Origin of the sequence: Bifidobacterium aerophilum (genome assembly GCF_010667685.1) — a bacterium.
Taxonomy (GTDB): domain Bacteria; phylum Actinomycetota; class Actinomycetes; order Actinomycetales; family Bifidobacteriaceae; genus Bifidobacterium; species Bifidobacterium aerophilum.
This window is the reverse complement of record NZ_WHZW01000007.1, coordinates 119497-136316: the sequence shown is the minus strand read 5'-3', so window position 1 is coordinate 136316 and position 16820 is coordinate 119497. Positions and strand designations below refer to the sequence as shown.

Annotated in this window: 17 protein-coding genes and 6 tRNA genes; 18 read left to right on the top strand and 5 right to left on the bottom strand. The window is 62.2% G+C overall.

Translation table 11 applies throughout. The features are described 5' to 3' along the window. Nucleotides 1-346: 346 nt before the first annotated feature. The 3 genes from GFD25_RS04610 to GFD25_RS04600 form a co-directional block, all read right to left on the bottom strand. Nucleotides 347-859, bottom strand: coding sequence for a peroxiredoxin (locus GFD25_RS04610; protein ID WP_163230396.1), 513 nt, complete (start codon nt 857-859; stop codon nt 347-349). Nucleotide 860: 1 nt separating this feature from the next. Beyond that, complete coding sequence (locus tag GFD25_RS12165; protein ID WP_239512402.1) at nt 861-1313, bottom strand: DUF2510 domain-containing protein; 453 nt, start codon at nt 1311-1313, stop codon at nt 861-863. A 68-nt stretch (nt 1314-1381) separates the two neighbouring features. Next, on the bottom strand, nt 1382-2005 hold the full coding sequence (locus GFD25_RS04600; RefSeq protein ID WP_163230394.1) for an alpha/beta hydrolase: 624 nt from the start codon (nt 2003-2005) through the stop codon (nt 1382-1384). A 213-nt stretch (nt 2006-2218) separates the two neighbouring features. Here GFD25_RS04600 and pyrB point away from each other — a divergent pair, with 213 nt between their 5' ends. From pyrB to pyrE, 7 genes are all read left to right on the top strand, one after another. After that, nucleotides 2219-3181, top strand: coding sequence for an aspartate carbamoyltransferase (gene pyrB, locus GFD25_RS04595; RefSeq protein ID WP_163230418.1), 963 nt, complete (start codon nt 2219-2221; stop codon nt 3179-3181). Next, nucleotides 3181-3615 (top strand): aspartate carbamoyltransferase regulatory subunit, encoded by a 435-nt coding sequence (locus tag GFD25_RS04590; protein WP_163230392.1) that lies wholly within the window; start codon nt 3181-3183, stop codon nt 3613-3615. The genes pyrB and GFD25_RS04590 overlap by 1 nt, the downstream gene beginning before the upstream one ends. Next, complete coding sequence (locus tag GFD25_RS04585) at nt 3615-5051, top strand: dihydroorotase (protein WP_163230390.1); 1437 nt, start codon at nt 3615-3617, stop codon at nt 5049-5051. Before GFD25_RS04590 ends, GFD25_RS04585 begins: the two co-directional genes overlap by 1 nt. A gap of 15 nt (nt 5052-5066) precedes the next feature. Beyond that, on the top strand, nt 5067-6041 hold the full coding sequence (gene pyrF / locus GFD25_RS04580) for an orotidine-5'-phosphate decarboxylase (protein WP_163230388.1): 975 nt from the start codon (nt 5067-5069) through the stop codon (nt 6039-6041). Nucleotides 6042-6236: 195 nt separating this feature from the next. Continuing rightward, on the top strand, nt 6237-7067 hold the full coding sequence (locus GFD25_RS04575; RefSeq protein ID WP_163230386.1) for a dihydroorotate dehydrogenase electron transfer subunit: 831 nt from the start codon (nt 6237-6239) through the stop codon (nt 7065-7067). Between the two features lie 4 nt (nt 7068-7071). Continuing rightward, nucleotides 7072-8022: a dihydroorotate dehydrogenase gene (locus GFD25_RS04570; RefSeq protein WP_163230384.1), complete on the top strand. Its 951-nt coding sequence runs from the start codon at nt 7072-7074 to the stop codon at nt 8020-8022. Nucleotides 8023-8046: 24 nt separating this feature from the next. Further along, a complete protein-coding gene (gene pyrE / locus GFD25_RS04565) occupies nt 8047-8745 on the top strand; it encodes an orotate phosphoribosyltransferase (protein ID WP_163230382.1) in 699 nt (232 codons plus the stop codon). A 105-nt stretch (nt 8746-8850) separates the two neighbouring features. Here pyrE and GFD25_RS04560 read toward each other — a convergent pair whose 3' ends face one another. Continuing rightward, nucleotides 8851-9642 carry a fructosamine kinase family protein gene (locus GFD25_RS04560; RefSeq protein WP_163230380.1) on the bottom strand — a complete coding sequence of 264 codons (792 nt, stop codon included), beginning with the start codon at nt 9640-9642 and terminating at the stop codon, nt 8851-8853. 187 nt (nt 9643-9829) lie between these two features. On the opposite strand from GFD25_RS04560, the gene GFD25_RS04555 reads away from it, so the two are divergent. Then, nucleotides 9830-10711 carry an undecaprenyl-diphosphate phosphatase gene (locus GFD25_RS04555; protein ID WP_163230378.1) on the top strand — a complete coding sequence of 294 codons (882 nt, stop codon included), beginning with the start codon at nt 9830-9832 and terminating at the stop codon, nt 10709-10711. A gap of 22 nt (nt 10712-10733) precedes the next feature. Here the strand turns inward: GFD25_RS04555 and GFD25_RS04550 are convergent, their stop codons facing one another. Continuing rightward, on the bottom strand, nt 10734-11570 hold the full coding sequence (locus GFD25_RS04550) for a PAC2 family protein (RefSeq protein WP_163230376.1): 837 nt from the start codon (nt 11568-11570) through the stop codon (nt 10734-10736). A gap of 158 nt (nt 11571-11728) precedes the next feature. On the opposite strand from GFD25_RS04550, the gene GFD25_RS04545 reads away from it, so the two are divergent. The 10 genes from GFD25_RS04545 to ruvA all read left to right on the top strand — a co-directional run bounded on the left by GFD25_RS04545 (nt 11729) and on the right by ruvA (nt 16811). Continuing rightward, nucleotides 11729-11801, top strand: a tRNA-Gly gene (locus tag GFD25_RS04545). Nucleotides 11802-11830: 29 nt separating this feature from the next. After that, a tRNA-Cys gene (locus GFD25_RS04540) sits at nt 11831-11901 on the top strand. A gap of 41 nt (nt 11902-11942) precedes the next feature. Beyond that, nucleotides 11943-12014: transfer RNA gene (locus tag GFD25_RS04535), tRNA-Val, on the top strand. A 40-nt stretch (nt 12015-12054) separates the two neighbouring features. Further along, nucleotides 12055-12127 (top strand) — tRNA-Val (locus tag GFD25_RS04530). Nucleotides 12128-12147: 20 nt separating this feature from the next. Continuing rightward, nucleotides 12148-12220: transfer RNA gene (locus GFD25_RS04525), tRNA-Ala, on the top strand. A gap of 31 nt (nt 12221-12251) precedes the next feature. Continuing rightward, nucleotides 12252-12324: transfer RNA gene (locus tag GFD25_RS04520), tRNA-Gly, on the top strand. Between the two features lie 171 nt (nt 12325-12495). Next, complete coding sequence (thrS, locus tag GFD25_RS04515; protein WP_163230374.1) at nt 12496-14541, top strand: threonine--tRNA ligase; 2046 nt, start codon at nt 12496-12498, stop codon at nt 14539-14541. A 156-nt stretch (nt 14542-14697) separates the two neighbouring features. Next, complete coding sequence (locus GFD25_RS04510) at nt 14698-15453, top strand: YebC/PmpR family DNA-binding transcriptional regulator (protein ID WP_163230372.1); 756 nt, start codon at nt 14698-14700, stop codon at nt 15451-15453. Between the two features lie 6 nt (nt 15454-15459). Beyond that, nucleotides 15460-16041, top strand: a complete 582-nt coding sequence (gene ruvC, locus GFD25_RS04505; protein ID WP_163230370.1) for a crossover junction endodeoxyribonuclease RuvC — start codon at nt 15460-15462, stop codon at nt 16039-16041. Between the two features lie 146 nt (nt 16042-16187). After that, entirely contained in the window at nt 16188-16811 is a 624-nt protein-coding gene (gene ruvA, locus GFD25_RS04500) for a Holliday junction branch migration protein RuvA (RefSeq protein ID WP_163230368.1), read from the top strand. Nucleotides 16812-16820: the final 9 nt, after the last annotated feature.

Sequence of the window (16820 nt, the reverse complement as noted above, 5' to 3'; positions counted from 1 at the left end):
GAAGCTAAGGCCTGGCACGGCGATGGTACTGCACCCGACAGAGTGTGGGAGAGTAGCACACCGCCGCAATACTACTTTCAGGAAGGCCCCGGTCGAGCAGCACGCTCCCGAGGCCTTCCGCATATCCGGACAACAACACATGACACACCAGGCAAAGTCCGATACCAAAACGGTACCGGGCTTTGCGCCATTCCCGCGACGCCAGAAGCTGCGCACCCCCGCCCCACCCGCATCACAGGAGAAGGGAAACCCCACATTCGCCCGGCCCGAAGGCAGGCATGGCACTTCCTCCTCAAGGGGAGGGAGGAGCCGCATCATCCATCATGACGGTGACAACAAATGGGCACTAGCCCAGTGCCTTCATCAGGGAGTCAACGTGACCTTTGGCACGCACGTTATACCGTGCCAGCGTGATCAGACCATCGGTGCCTATCGCGAAAGTGGAACGAATCACGCCAATATGAACCTTGCCATACAGCTTCTTCTCCCCGTAGGCGCCGTACAGCTTGTGCACGCTCAGATCCGGATCGGATAACAGCGGAAAGCTCAGATGATCGCGTTCCATGAAACGATGCAGTTTCTTCAACGGATCCTTCGATATTCCGAGCACGGCATACCCCAATGCTTGCAATCGCGCGAGATTATCGCGGAAATCACAGGCTTCGGTGGTGCATCCAGGTGTCATCGCAGCCGGATAGAAGTAGACGATGACCGGCTGCTTCGCAGTCAATGAGGACAGCGTGATCGTCGTTTCTGTGCCATCCGGCAGTACGGTCGGCAACGTAAAGTCGGGCGCCGTCTGTCCGATCTCAAGCCGTGCAGGCAATTCGGACGGTTCGGTATCGGTAACTGTCTCCATGTCAAGCGTCCTTCCTGCTGATCAGAAGAAGGATGCCCGCGATCTGATTGGCGAAGATCAACGTGCACACCGCGAACGTTGTCGTATTAGGCGCAGTGCCCTGATAGATCCTCCAGCTGCGTATGGTCATCGGAATCATCCATGCCAACGCGATAACCGTCCAACACCATGCCACACACCCGATCACGTTCAGCACGAATGCGGCCAGACGTAGATTGTGGTCGGTTTCAGTCATCGGATAGATGCCATTCGTCGCATACCTCGGCTGTGCGTAGTCGTATCCGGAGTACGCCGACTGCTGATATTGCTGGCCTGCGTAGGGAGTCGTATTCGTGTTCGGCTCCTGCTGCGGAGTGGGCATGACGTTTTCGGTCCATTGCGCGCCGTCCCACCAGCGCAGTCTTGCCGGATCGCCGGACGGATCCGGATACCATCCGGGCTGATACTCTGCCATACGTCCTCATTTCTTTGAAAGTGGTGCTGTCATTCTAACAGCGACCGTTGTTCCGACGTATGGTCCGTTCAGCGGTCCACGAACATGCGGATGTCGTTGATCTCCTGATCGCAGATCGCGTGGCCCATGCCGTCGTATTCGTGGTATTCGAGATGACCCGCCGACTGCAATACACGTCGGGCGATACGCTGATCATCGGGCGGAATCGTGCGGTCTTCGGTGCCGTACGCAAGCAGACACCGTGTACCGGAGGCGAGTACGGTGTCCGTCTCGCCCTTGAACGATGGGCTGAGCAGGATCGCGGAGTCGAAAAACGACGGATGCTCGACGATCATGCGATACGACAGGTATCCGCCTTGGGAGAAGCCGACAAGAATCCTGCGACGGTTGCCGAACGCGGCGGCGTCCAACAGCGAGACGACGCCATCGCCGACCTCGGAACACGCTCGTCGACGTTCCTTGACTCCGCATCCGTCCGGATACCAGTAGCTGCCGCCCACATACGGTCGGTCATACGTGCCTCGGAACGACAGATAGCTTGGTCGTTGGTCCGTATGACCGTCCTGTCGATACACCGCTTCCAGGATGCGGATCATCTCCGATTCGTCATTCCCGTACCCGTGGAACATGACGAACAGGGGATCGCGCGTGCAGGCCGAACCCGCATTGATCTGGCTGACGAATCGTAGCATCGCATACCTCGCTCCACGTCGACGTGACGTTCAGTCAACCATCCTAGGCGAATCGGTAACGGTAAACGCGCGGTGAACACGCGGGGCGCGCGGATGTCGCGTGGGTGGGCGAAACGCGTGTATAGTCGGATAGGTCACTTCTGTGGCCACCTTATCCGCTTCACGCAAGAAAGGTGAGCCGTGTCAGTAACAGACGAGTCGGTCGAGACGCCGATGATTGGTAAGAGCGTCATCTCGCTCGACGATCTTTCCCTCTCCCAGATCAAGGAACTGCTGCATAAGGCGCAGTACATCGATTCCCACCGCCGGGAAGTCGCACACACCTGCGACGGCAGGGTGCTGGCCACGTTGTTCTATGAGCCGAGCACGCGCACGCGTCTGAGCTTCGAGACGGCCATGCTGCGGCTTGGCGGCAAGGTGATCGGTTTCGCCGGCTCCCAGCTGTCGAGCGCGTCCAAGGGCGAGTCGATCGCCGACACGCTCAAGACCGTGTCCAACTATGTCGATGTGGTCGCGATCCGCCATCCGAAGGAAGGCGCGGCGCTCGTCGCATCCCGTGCCGCATCCGTTCCGGTCATCAACGCCGGTGACGGCGGCCACATGCATCCCACGCAGACGCTCGCCGACCTCGCCACGCTGCAGTCGCGTTTCGGTCGCGTCACCGACCTGACCGTTGGCCTGTGCGGAGACCTCATGTTCGGCCGCACCGTGCACAGCCTCATTGAAACGCTATGCCGTTTCGGCAACGTGCATTTCGTGCTCATCAGCCCCGACGAGCTCAAGACCCCGCAGTACGTGCTCGACCGCATCGATGCGACACCGTCCTGCTCCTACACCGAAGTCAAGGATCTCGTTTCCGTGATCGGCGACCTCGACGTGCTGTATATGACCCGCGTACAGCAGGAGCGCTTCTTCAACGAGGACGACTACCTGCGTCTGCGCGACACGTACATCCTCGACGAGGACAAGCTCCAGCTCGCCAAGCCGGACATGGCCGTGCTGCACCCGCTGCCGCGCATCAACGAGATCGCCGTTGAGGTCGACAACGATCCACGCGCCGCCTACTTCGAACAGGTGAAGAACGGCATGCTCATGCGCATGGCGCTCGAAAGCTCGGTGATCGGCGACGAACTGCCCGGATACGAACCGCTTGAAGCCAAGGAGGTCAAGGCCTGATGGAAGTCACCAGCATCCAAAACGGCATCATCATCGATCATGTGCCGGCCGGCACCGCGCTCAAGGTGCTCGACTATTTGAAGATCAACCCGGCGAAGACCAAGCTCGCGTTGATCATGAACACCGACAGCCACCTGTACGGCACGAAGGACATCATCAAGATCGAGGACGAGGACGGCAAGAAGACGCCCACCATCGACTTGGATGTGCTGGGCCTCGTCGCGCGCACCGCGACCGTCGGCATCGTACGCGGCGGCAAGATCGTGGAAAAGAAGACCCCGACGCTGCCCGAGCATGTGATCAACATCCTCACCTGCAAGAACCCGCGCTGCGTGACCACCACCGAGCGCGGCATCGACCAGATGTTCCACCTGACGCATTCCGAGCGTCAGGAATATCGTTGCGACTACTGCGACGAGGAAGCGAAACTGTAATGCTGACCCTGCGCAACATCACGGTATGGGACACCGGCGAGACGATCGATCTGGTGATCCCCGACGTCGACGCGAGCCGGATGTTCAGCGAAAACGGCGCGGTGACGGACGGCGAATTCGACGCGACCGGCCTGACCGTCGCGCCCGGTTTCGCCGATCCGCACGTGCACTTCCGCGATCCCGGCCAGACGTACAAGGAATCGATGATCTCCGGCTGCCGCGCATCCGCGTCAGGTGGCTACACGAACGTGCTCATCATGCCGAACACCGTGCCCGCGATGGACGGAGAACCGGTCACGGCCGACGAGGCCGGTGCATCCGAAGTGCTCGACACCGGCTATGACACGGTGATCGATTATCTGCAGCACTACGAGGCCGTGCATGGCACGGCGTTGCCGGTTCGCTACGACCTGTGCGTGTGTGCGTCGAAGGGGCGCGTCGGCGGAGAGGCGACCGATCCGGCTCGGTGGCGTGAGTATCTGCCGTCGTCCGCGACCGTTCGCGGGGAGGACAAGGACGAGTACCAGCTGGCGCATCCTGTGACCGCGGTCAGCGACGACGGTTCCGCCGTGACTCCGGCGATTCTCGACGACGTGCTCTCGAACGTCAAGGACACCGGACTGTATCTGATCGAACACTGCGAACATCACGATACCGGCGCCGTCAACGACGGTCCGGTAGCGCGCGAACTCGGCGTGCCCGGCATTCCGGAGGATACCGAACTGAAGATCGTGGCGCGCGACATCGCCAAGGCCCGTGAGACCGGCGTTCACGTGCATTTCCAGCATGTGAGCACGGCGATCTCGTTCGATGCGATCCGCGAAGCCAAGGCCGAAGGACTGCCGATCACCTGCGAGACCGCGCCGCACTACATCGCATTGTGCGACGAGGACCTCTTGAAGTACGGCACGCTGGCGAAGATGAACCCGCCGCTGCGCTCTGCGGCCGACCGTCAGGCGACGATCGCCGCGATCGCCGACGGCACGGTCGACATGCTCGCCACTGATCACGCGCCACACACGCTCGAAGAGAAGGAGCGTGGATTCCTTGACGCGCCGAACGGCATCATCGGCCTGGAATGCGCGTACGGCGTGGCGCACAAAGTGCTCGTGGAGGGCGGGTACATCGACGACAAGCGGCTCATCGAGCTGATGTCGGTCGCGCCGCAGCATCTCATGGGCCATGTGCCGACCGACGTGGCCGGACTGCTCAACACGTCATCCAAATGCGCGGTCAAGCGCACGCTGGATCTGAGCAAGGTCGAGCATCCCGAAAACGTCGATCTGGTGATCCTGAACACGAAGGAATCCTGGACGGTGGACCCGTCGGAATTCCATTCGGCCGCGCGCAACACGCCGTTCGGCGGATGGCAGGTGACCGGACGGCCGCTCGCCACGGTGCTCGGATCGAAACTGGTGTTCAGCCGGATCAAATAACGAAAGGACAACGTCATGGATCGACTGATCGAAGCGATCGAAAACGCGCAGAACCCGAGCGTGGTCGGACTTGACCCGACGCCGGCGCTCGTGCCGCCGCAGGTCGTCGCATCATTCGCGGACGAGGTGCGCGACTCCGTCGAGGACCCGGCCGAAATACCGGCCGCGCAACTCGCCGTCGCGTATTTCGAATTCAACCGCGCGATCATCGACGCGGTCGCCGACATCGTGCCCGCCGTCAAACCTCAGATCGCCATGTACGAGGCGATCGGTCCGGCCGGAGTTGACGCATACACGATGACCTGCGAATACGCGCAGCAGCAGGGACTGTACGTGCTCGGCGACATCAAGCGCGGCGACATCGGTTCGACCGCCGCCGCCTACGCCGGGCATCTGAGCGGTGTGACAGGGTCCGACGGAGAGGCGCAGCCGTTCGATCCGTGGCACGAGGACGCGGTCACCGTCAACCCGTACCTCGGCACTGACGGCATCACGCCATTCGTGGATGCTGCGGCGGCCGCCGACAAGGACATCTTCGTGCTCGTGCGCACGTCCAACCCGTCCAGCAAGGAACTGCAGGAACTCGACCTCGCCGATGGCGGCAAGCTCTACGAGCATGTCGCCGATCTGGTCGAAGGTTGGGGGAGCGCGACCATCGGCAGCCACGGCTACTCGCGCGTCGGCGCGGTCGTCGGCGCAACCCATCCGGAAGAAGGCGCGGCCCTTCGCGAACGCATGCCGCGCACGTTCTTCCTCGTGCCCGGCTACGGTGCACAGGGAGGCACGGCGGCGGGCGTCGCCGGCATGTTCGATAAGAACGGTTCCGGTGCCATCGTCAATTCGTCGCGCGGCATCATCGGCGCATGGAAGAAGACCGGCGAATACCGCGACGACATGAGCGCGGGCGAAGCCCTCGATCTGGTCGCATCCGCGGCGCGTCGGGCGGCGAGCGACATGCGCGACGATCTGCGCGTGAACGTGTACCGGTAGACGGAGGAGCGACGGGGACGGATGCGGCACCAGACGATCCTCCCCGTCGTCCCGCGGGCGGTGGTCCTTCTGAAAGAGGGGCCGCGGAACATATTCGATCATCATGCCGCCGAGGACGGTCCGCGGCAGGCCATGGCGTAAGCTGGACTACTGGCGCTGAACAGATTGATGCAGACGAGGAGAATCACGGAAGCAATGCCTACAGCAACCTTCACCCCCACCGCCGACGTGGTCGCCGAGGCGACCGAGGCCGGCTATTTCCCCGGCCGTCACACGGTCGAGATCACCGAAGTCGAGAAACTCACCGATGGCGTATACCGTCTCACGTTCCGCGACGCGTACATCGCGAAGCACGCCCGTCCGGCGCAATTCGTGAACCTGTTCAGCCACGATCCGATGAAGCTGCTGCCGCGCCCGTTCGGCGTGAGCGAAGTGGACGGCGACCTGGTCAGCGTCATCTTCGCGGTAGTCGGCAAGGGTACCGCGGAATTCTCCGAACTCGCGGCAGGCGATCATATCGACGTGCTCGGGCCGCTCGGCCGGCCGTTCAACACGAAGACCGCATCGCACTACATCCTCGTCGGCGGCGGTCTCGGCGTGCCGCCGCTCATCTACACCGCGCAATATCTCCAGTCGAACGACGACGTGCGCACCACCGCCGTGTTCGGCTACCGCAACGATCACTTCGCCGACCGGTACGTGTCCCGATACGCGGACGTTACGTCAAGCATCGACGAATCCGAAGGCAACGTCATCACGCTGCTCGACCGGATGGAAGCGGCCGGCGAACTCAGTCGCGACGGTCTCGCGCCGGTGATCCTGTCCTGTGGACCGCTGCCGATGATGAAGGCGGTGGCGCAGTGGGCGTCCAAGCGTGATATTCCCTCGCAGCTGAGCATGGAGCAGCGCATGGGCTGCGGCTACGGCACCTGCGTGGTGTGCGTGGTCGACACGGTCGACGGACGCAAGAAGGTGTGCTCGGACGGTCCGGTGTTCACCGCGGAACAGCTCGGATGGGAGGCGTGAGACGATGACCGAAACGAATACCCCGATCAACGTGTACGAGAAGCACGAGTGGAAGCACAAGACCGTCGTCGCCGGCGTCGAATGGAAGAATCCGGTCGGCACTGCGTCCGGCACGTTCCAGCTGGCCGCCTGCCGCTGGTTCTACGACGTGAGCCAGATGGGCGCGATCTCCACCAAGGGCGTCTCCCCGGTGCCGTGGGAAGGCAATCCCGGCCCGCGCACGGCCGAAAGCCCGGCGGGCATGGTCAACGCGGTCGGACTGCAGAACCCCGGCGTCGACCATTATCTCGTCGACGAACTGCCCAAGCTCAAGGAGCTTGGCGCGACCGTCGTGACGAATGTCGCCGGCCACAGCGATGACGACTACGCGCAGGTCGTCGCGAAGCTCGCCGACTCTCCGGCCGACATGCTCGAAATAAATGTAAGCTGTCCGAACGTGAGCCATGGCGGCATGTCCGTCGGCACCGACCCGGTCGCGCTGAGCCGACTCATCGGCCATCTGCGCAAGCTCACCTCCAAGCCGATGATCGTCAAGCTGTCGCCGAACGTGACCGACATCGCGACCATCGCGCGCGCCGCCGCCGAGGCGGGCGCGGACGCGCTGAGCCTGATCAACACGCTCGTCGGCATGCGCATCGACATCCGCACCGGAGAACCGATCATTTCCAACCGTACCGGCGGAGTGAGCGGACCGGCGATCTTCCCGGTCGCGCTCGGCTTTGTGTGGCGCGTGCGTCAGGCTTTGCCGGACATTCCGATCATCGGCATCGGCGGCATCGATTCAGGCGAAAAGGCGCTCGAATTCCTGTATGCCGGTGCGAACGCCGTCGAAGTGGGCGCGGCCGCGCTGTACGACCCGACCGCGCCGATCCGCGTGGCCCGCGAACTCGACGACCTGCTCGACTCGCGTCCGGAGCTTGCGGCGAAGCTTGCCGCCGGCGAGACCTGGCGCTGACCTAAAGGACAAGGAGAACCTCATATGACCACCGCATCGCTCGATCATCGCTTCACCGAGTTCCTGCTTGACTCGCAGGCGCTCAAGTTCGGCGACTTCACGTTGAAGTCCGGACGAAAGTCCCCGTATTTCATCAACGCGGGCGCGTTCAACGACGGCCGCAAGATCGCCACGCTCGGAGCGTTCTACGCTGAGAAGATCGCCGAGGAGATCAAAGCCGGCAACCTGCCCGCCGACATCGACACCGTGTTCGGACCGGCGTACAAGGGCATCCCGCTGGGCGTGTCCACCGCAATCGCCCTGACCTCCGCACACGGCATGGAGGTCGGCTACACCTTCGACCGCAAGGAAAAGAAGGATCACGGTGATGGCGGTATGATGGTCGGCACGCAGCTGGCCGATGGCATGAAGGTGCTGCTCGTCGACGACGTGATGACCGCCGGCACCGCCGTGCGCGAAGTCATCCCCAAGCTCAAGGCCGAGGCGGACGTCGAGGTCGTGGGCCTGGTGCTGTCCGTTGACCGCATGGAAAAGACCAAGGATTCCGACCTGTCCGCAGTCAGGGCGGTCGAAGCCGAATTCGGATTCCCGGTGTTCGCCATCGCCAACGTGCGTGAGATCTTCGAAGCCGGCCAGCACATCGAAACCTCCGACGGTCAGCCGTACGTGACCCCCGAGATCAAGGCCGCCGCCGACGCCTATCTAGCCCAGTACGGCGCCTGACGTCCCTTTCCTATCAAGAAACGGTCGAGTCCGGACGGCAATCATGTGATGCCGTCCGGACTCGACCGTTTTCCTGCCGTTTCAGGATGTGAATCGACGGTGTCGTCAGCCCAGCAGCGAACGGCACATGGAACGGTATTCGCTCACGTATCCGCCACCGAAGAACACGCAGTGTCCGGCTATCGGATACAGCTGCCATAGCGTCGTGCGTTCCTGCCATCCGGCCTTCAGGGGATGAACCGACTGGTATCCGTCCATGATCTCGCTCAGATAGCTCATGCCGAACAGATGCAGCATCGCCAGATCCTCCTCGCGGTGCCCACCATGCGCGGCCGGATCGATCAGCACCGCCTCGCAATGGCCGGAATCGGCGGTCCACATGACGTTGCCGCTCCACAGATCGCCGTGCACGCGTGCGGGCCTGTCCGTCGCGGCACGTCCCAGCAGATCCGGCAGCGCATCGATCACACGCTGTGTCAGATCGAGATCGGCCCTCGTCAGTTCGCCGCGGGCGATACCCAGCTCGACCATCGGCAGCAGCCTTCCCTCGGCATAGTAAGTCGCCGGGTCGTCCCATTCGCCGGTCGCCATCGGCACCGGATCCTGCAACGGGCCGAAATAGCAGGTGCCTTCGTATCCGGCAGGCGCGGAACCGAAATGCTCCGCGCCTGCGTCATGCATGCGTGCCAGTGCCGCGCCGAAGTCGTGAGCGGCCTTTGCAGTGGGGGAGCAGGCATCCACCCGTTCGATGTCAAGATAATCCTTGCCCCATTCGTACACGTCCACGACACGGGGGCCTCCGGCGGCCTGCGCCTCGCCCAACCATTGCAGGCCTCGTCCCTCGCATTCGAAAAACCCTTCCGGCGCCCACATGCGCGACTTGCGGTATTTGGACATCGTCCATCCTCCCCGGCCATAACCGACCATGAACCGACCACGTCGAGACAGGCCAGCGCCGTCTCGACCCGACACCCACGATTGTGGGTATTCGGCACGACAATGAGGGTATTGGCGCATTCTTAGGGGGTGGTGTGTAACCTAAGGCGAGGAAAACGAAAAACAATCCATGACATTAAGAGGGATCATGAATTTCTTCCAGGCCATTATTCTCGGATTGGTGCAGGCGTTGACCGAATATCTTCCGGTCTCGTCCAGCGCCCACATCCGCATCGTCGGCGACCTCATGCTCGGCGCCGATCCGGGCGCCGCGTTCACCGCCATCATCCAGATCGGCACCGAACTCGCGGTGATCCTGTATTTCCGACGCGACATCGCCAATATCCTCACCCACTGGTTCGCGTGCCTGTTCGGCAAGAACGGCAAGGACTGGAAGTCGCGCATGGGACGCGGCGACAAGTGGGCCACGCTCGGCTGGAACGTCATCGTCGGCTCCATTCCGATCGTCATCCTCGGATTCACGTTGCAGGACATCATCGAGACCACGCTGCGCAATCTGTGGATCACCGTCACCGTGCTGTTCCTGTTCGGCGTGTTGCTGTGGGTGGTGGACGATCGGGCGCGTCAGATCAAGACGATGGACGACATGACCAACCGCGACGCTTTCCTGTTCGGCCTTGGCCAGTCGATGGCGCTGATCCCGGGCGTGTCCCGCTCCGGCGGCACCATCACCGTCGGCCGTGCGCTGGGATATACCCGCGAGGCCGCGGTGAGGCTGAGCTTCCTCATGGCCATTCCCGCCGTCGTGGGTTCCGGCCTGCTGGAAGCGGTCAAGGCGGTGAAGGACTACAAGACCGACGCCATGTTCCCGGGATGGGGGCCGACGATCGTGGCCACCATCATCAGCTTCTTCGTCGGATACATCGTGATCATCGGCTTCCTGAAGTTCGTGTCGACCTTCTCGTACAAGGCCTTCGCGATCTACCGCATCGTGTTGGCCGTCGTGGTCGCGATACTGCTGCTGACCGGCGCGCTCGTGCCGTTCGAAGCGATGTCCGCCGCGGCCTGAATCACGGATCCCGATACGGGGATCATCCGAGATCCTTGAGAAACGATTCGGCTTCCCGTATCAGCTGTTCGCATGCCGGCCCGTCAAGAGACGCCTCTTGGCGGGCTTTCGCATCCCTGTCGTGCTCCTGCTCAAGACGATGCACGTATTCGGCCAGTGCGTCGTTGCAGCGTACGAGCATCGAGGCCTTGGCCTTCCACGCATCCGCGCGGGACGGCAGATCGCCCAGATCAAGCGGAACGCCCGTCAGATCCGAAAGACGTTCCAGCAGCTGCATCGCAGCCTGATCGCATCCGTCATCGCCCAGATACTGCGGGATGGACACCCAGAGCGACGTCGTGTCGAAGCCTTCTTCGCCGGCGAGGTCGTCGAGGATCGTGGGAATGCCGACCGGTCCGCTGTAGCGCTGGTCGGGATCACAGGACGACTGGTCGCCGTTCTCCTCCACATCCACCGGAAGCGCGCGAGTATGCGGACAATCGGCGAACATCGAGCCGAGCGTGACGATACGGTTCACGTCAAGCTCATCGGCGATGCGCAGCGTCCTCCTGCAGTACTCCCGCCACCGGTAATTCGGCTCCGGCGCGATCTGAACATACCATCGCCGCCCCGGCATGATATCGATGCCGTAGAACGTCGTGTGCGGCCATATGATGCGCTGGCGTCCGGTCGCATGGCAGGCGATCGGACGGGCCGTCTGATAGTCGTAGAAATCATCGCCCGCGATTTCGCGGACCTCGGATCCCGCGTACCTTTTCACCAGATGGCGCGCGACGTCGCTGGCCGCATGGCAGGCGTCGTTCCATCCCTCGAAGGCGGCGATCAACACCGGTCCGTCTCCCGCTGCTTGTCTCTTCATGGCTCCTAATCTAACCGGTATCCGAGAAGCCCGGAAACCCTTATGCCAGTGGCGTATCGGGGTGCGCAGACGGTATGCGACACGCCGTATTTGTCAGATGGGGATGGCGCCGGTATAGTAATCACTCGTGCTCAGGCAGCGACAAGTTGCACAGCATCGCGGACATAGCTTAGTTGGTAAAGCGCAACCTTGCCAAGGTTGAGACCGCGGGTTCGAGTCCCGTTGTCCGCTCTAAGGTCCGATGAGTTGACGACCTTTGCGGTGGGTTAGCCAAGCGGTTAGGCAGCGGCCTGCAAAGCCGTATAGACGAGTTCGACTCTCGTACCCACCTCTCGATCGGCCGAAGAAATTCGGTCGGTGGTATGCAGGCCCGGGCGGTTGGCGCAGAGGTAGCGCACTTCCCTGACACGGAAGGGGTCACAAGTTCGAATCTTGTATCGCCCACGATGATCGGATCGAATGATTCGTTCGGCTAACTGAACATGGGTGATTGGCGCAGCGGCTAGCGCACTTCCTTCACACGGAAGGGGTCGTAGGTTCGATTCCTACATCACCCACGGACGCAGCAATGCGTTTCGGGGCTATGGCGCAGCTGGTAGCGCATCTCCATGGCATGGAGAGGGTCAGGGGTTCGAATCCCCTTAGCTCCACTGGAATCCGCTTCTCACGGCGGAATCCTTTGCGGACATAGCTTAGTTGGTAAAGCGCAACCTTGCCAAGGTTGAGACCGCGGGTTCGAGTCCCGTTGTCCGCTCCGATACAGAGGCTCCCGTTTGGGAGCCTCTTTGCGTATCCGCGCGTCCGTCGTTCGCAATGCGGGAGCGTTCACAGACAATGTCTGCACTCGATCCTATCGTTTCCCATGTTGATTTCCAGTCCAGGCCTGCCCATTGGTAACGCGGGCCCCGATAGCAAAGGACACATCATGGCGCAAAGCTCCATCTCCATTACAGTCAACGGCGAAGCGAAGGAGGTGGAAGCTACCACCACCGGCACCGAGCTGTTCGCGGACGACAAGAACATCATCGCGGTGCGTCTCAACGGCGAACTGCGTGATCTCTACACGCCGCTCGCCGACGGCGACACGGTCGAATCCGTCGCGCTCGACAGCGAAGACGGCCTCGGAATCATGCGTCATTCGGCGACCCATGTCATGGCCCAGGCCGTTCAGGAACTGTTCCCGAACGCCAAGCTCGGCGTCGGACCGATCATCAAGGACGGCTTCTACTACGATTTCCAGGTCGATCAGCCGTTTACGCCGGACGATCTCAAGAACATCGAGAAGCACATGCAGCGGATCATCAAGTCCGCGCAGTCCTTCCGCCGCCGCGTCGCCACCGAGGAGGAGGCGCTCAAGGAGGAAGCCGACCAGCCGTTCAAGATCGAACTGATCGAGGACAAGGAAGCGCATCTCGACCCGTCCACCGCCACTGAGATCTCCGGCAAGGAACTCAGCTTCTACGACAACGTCGACCGCGACGGCAACGTCGTGTGGAAGGATCTGTGCCGCGGGCCGCACCTGCCGAACACGCACTTCATCAAGGCGTTCAAGATCGAACGCTCCGCCGCCGCCTACTGGCGTGGCAACGAGAACAACCCGACCATGCAGCGCATCTACGGCACCGCATGGGCCACCAAGGAGGATCTCAAGGCCTACCAGACCCGTCTCGAGGAGGCCGCCAAGCGCGATCACCGCAAGCTCGGCGCCGAAATGGACCTGTTCTCCTTCCCGGAGGAGATCGGGCCGGGCCTTGCCGTATTCCATCCGAAGGGTGCCGCCGTCATCAACGCGATGGAGGACTACTCCCGCGAGATGCACCGCAAGTACCACTACAGCTTCGTGCAGACCCCGCACATCACCAAGGGCGGCCTGTATGAGACCTCCGGCCACCTGCACTGGTACAAGGACTCCATGTACCCGGCCATGCGCCTGGACGAGGAGCGCGACGAGAACGGCAACATCACCAAGCAGGGCTTCGACTATTACCTCAAGCCGATGAACTGCCCGATGCACAACCTCATCTTCAAGTCCCGCCAGCGTTCCTACAAGGAACTGCCGCTTCGCCTGTTCGAGTTCGGCACCGTGTACCGTTACGAGAAGTCCGGCGAGGTCCACGGCCTGACCCGTGTGCGCGGCCTCACGCAGGACGATTCCCACATCTACTGCACGCGCGAGCAGATGAAGGGCGAGCTGACCAACCTGCTCACCTTCGTGCTCAAGGTGCTGCGCGATTTCGGTCTGGACGACTTCTATCTCGAGCTGTCCACCAAGGACGAGCACAAGTACGTCGGTTCCGACGAGATCTGGGAGGAGGCGACCAACACGCTCGCCGAGGTCGCCAAGGATTCCGGCCTCAACCTCGTGGCCGATCCGGGCGGAGCCGCGTTCTATGGCCCGAAGATCTCCGTGCAGGCCCGCGACGCGATCGGCCGCACCTGGCAGGTGTCGACCATCCAGCTCGATTTCAACCTGCCCGAGCGCTTCCAGCTCGAGTACATCGCGGCCGATGGCACGCACCAGCGTCCGGTGATGATCCACCGTGCACTGTTCGGCTCCATCGAACGCTTCTTCGCCGTGCTGCTCGAGCACTATGCCGGCGCGTTCCCGGCTTGGCTCGCCCCGGTGCAGGTGCTCGGCATCCCGGTCGCCGACGAGTTCGCGCCGCATCTTGCCGGCTTCGTCAAGAGCCTTGAGGACGAGATGGTCCGTTGCGAGATCGACTACTCCGACGACCGTTTCGGCAAGAAGATCCGCAACGCCTCCAAGTCCAAGGTGCCGTTCATCCTCATCGTCGGCGAAGAGGACATGAACAACAATGCGGTGAGCTTCCGTTTCCGCGACGGCAGCCAGCTCAATGGCGTCCCAGTCGATCAGGCGCGCAAGCAGATCCTCGACGTGATCGCCAAGCGCGTCCAGGTCAACTCCGCGGACGACTTCAAGGCCGCCGTGGCCGCTCCGGCGGAAGCCTGATCCCGTCAATGCCGCAGGCGTTCCGTGGGACGGATGCATGTCCGTTCCGTGGAACGCTTGCGTCCGCCGCTTTGCCGGCATCGCTGGCAGTTGTCTGCAAAGCGCTCTAAACTTATCCCGTTTGCCAGTTTTATCCGTAGATCTGCTAGGAGCATTATGTCAGGTCATTCCAAGTGGGCGACCACCAAGCACAAGAAGGCCGCCATCGACGCGAAGCGCGGCAAGCTGTTCGCCAAACTCATCAAGAACATCGAGATCGCGGCCCGCATGGGCGGCGGCGACCCGGACGGCAACCCGTCCCTGTACGATGCCATCTACAAGGCCAAGAAGGCCTCCATGCCGGCCGACAACATCAAGCGCGCCGTCAAGCGCGGTTCTGGTGAGGAAGCCGGCGGCGCCAACTACGAGGACATCGTCTACGAGGGCTACGCTCCCGCCGGCGTCGGCCTGATCATCGAATGCCTGACCGACAACCGCAACCGCGCGGCCGCCGAAGTGCGTTCCACCCTGACCAAGGGCAACGGCTCGCTGGCCACCTCCGGTTCCGTCTCCTTCAATTTCGAGCGCAAGGGCCAGATCGAGGTCCCGGCCGAGGGCGTGGACTTCGATGACCTGTTCGAGAAGGCCGGCGACGCCGGCGCCGAAGACGTGATCGATGACGGCGACGTGTTCACCGTGATCACCGATCCGTCCGACCTGCACACCGTGCGCAAGAGCCTGCAGGACGCCGGTTTCGACTATGATTCCGCCGATATGGTGATGCGTCCGAAGAACGAGGTCGAGCTGAGCCTTGAGGACGCCCGCAAGGTGTCCAAGCTCATCGACAACCTCGATGATCTGGACGATGTGCAGAACATCTACTCCAACTGGACCGCGTCCGACGAGGTCATGGCCCAGCTCGACGAGGAGTAATCCTCTGTGATCATTCTAGGCGTTGACCCCGGGCTTACCCGCTGCGGGGTCGGCGTGATCGAAGCCGGCGCACACCGCCGGCTTTCGTTTATTCACGTCGATGTCGTGCGCTCGTCGCCGGATACGTCGCAGGATCTTCGTCTTCTGGCCATCTATAACGGTCTGGTCGAGAAGATCGAGCGGTTCGCCCCCGATACGGTATCCATTGAGCGCGTGTTCGCGCAGTCGAACCGCAACACCGTGCTTGGTACGGCGCAGGCGGCCGGCATGGCCATGCTGGCCGCAGCCCAGAGAGGCATACCCGTGGCTTTGCACACTCCTACCGAATCGAAACTTGCGATCACCGGCAACGGCAAGGCCGAAAAACCTCAAATGGAGCGTATGGTGGCGCGGATCCTGGGGCTGAACGAACCTCCGACGCCTGCCGACGCCGCTGATGCGCTGGCCATTGCCATCTGCCATGCCCTGCGACCGGCCGGAGCGCTGCAGGGAGGGGAACGCGAGCAGCATCTGACACCGGCGCAACGGCAGTGGGCCTTGGCCGCTCAGCGTTCCGCCCGTCGGCGAGGCGCCGATCGCGGCATGTGACATCTTCGGAATCTCATGCCGCGGCGTGTCGTCGGCCGTTGCATGTGTCTGAGCCATTATCCGTTTGATGCGTGAGGCCTTGGTCGAGTGCGTCGCATACAGTTTGATAGAACGGATGTTCGAACAAGGATCGCTGAGAGGGTGCCATGATAGGAATGCTCAACGGACGCGTGATCGAGGTCGGCGCGGACAGCGCTCTGATCGAGGTCGGGGGAGTTGGCTACGAGACGCGTATGCCGGCCGCCGATCTGTCGGCGTTGCATGTCGGCAAGGACGTTCGCGTGTATACGTCGATGTCCGTGTCCCAAGATGCGATCACGCTGTTCGGATTCGCGTCGTCGTCCGCCAAACGGATGTTTCTGCAGCTGCAGAAAGTCAGCGGCATCGGTCCGAAGGTGGCGCTGTCCCTGCTGTCCACGCTCCCGGTGGACCGCCTTGCGCGGGCGGTGGCGGAGGGCGACGCGACGGCATTGTCCAAGGCTCCCGGGCTGGGCAAGAAAGGAGCTCAGAAGATCATCCTCGAACTGAAGGGTTCCATCGATCTCGATGCCATAGAGGGCGGTACGGGGTCGTCCTCCCGCCAGCGTGATGTGGATCAAGGGTCCATGCAGGTGGTGGAGGGGCTGATGTCTCTCGGATGGAGACAGCAGGACGCGCAGCATGCCGTCGAATCGGCGTGCCAGGACAATGGCATCGAGACGCCGCTCAACGACGCCGACGTGCCACGCGTGCTCAAACTGGCATTGGCATCCCTTGACCGAGGACGGTGATTCGCATAT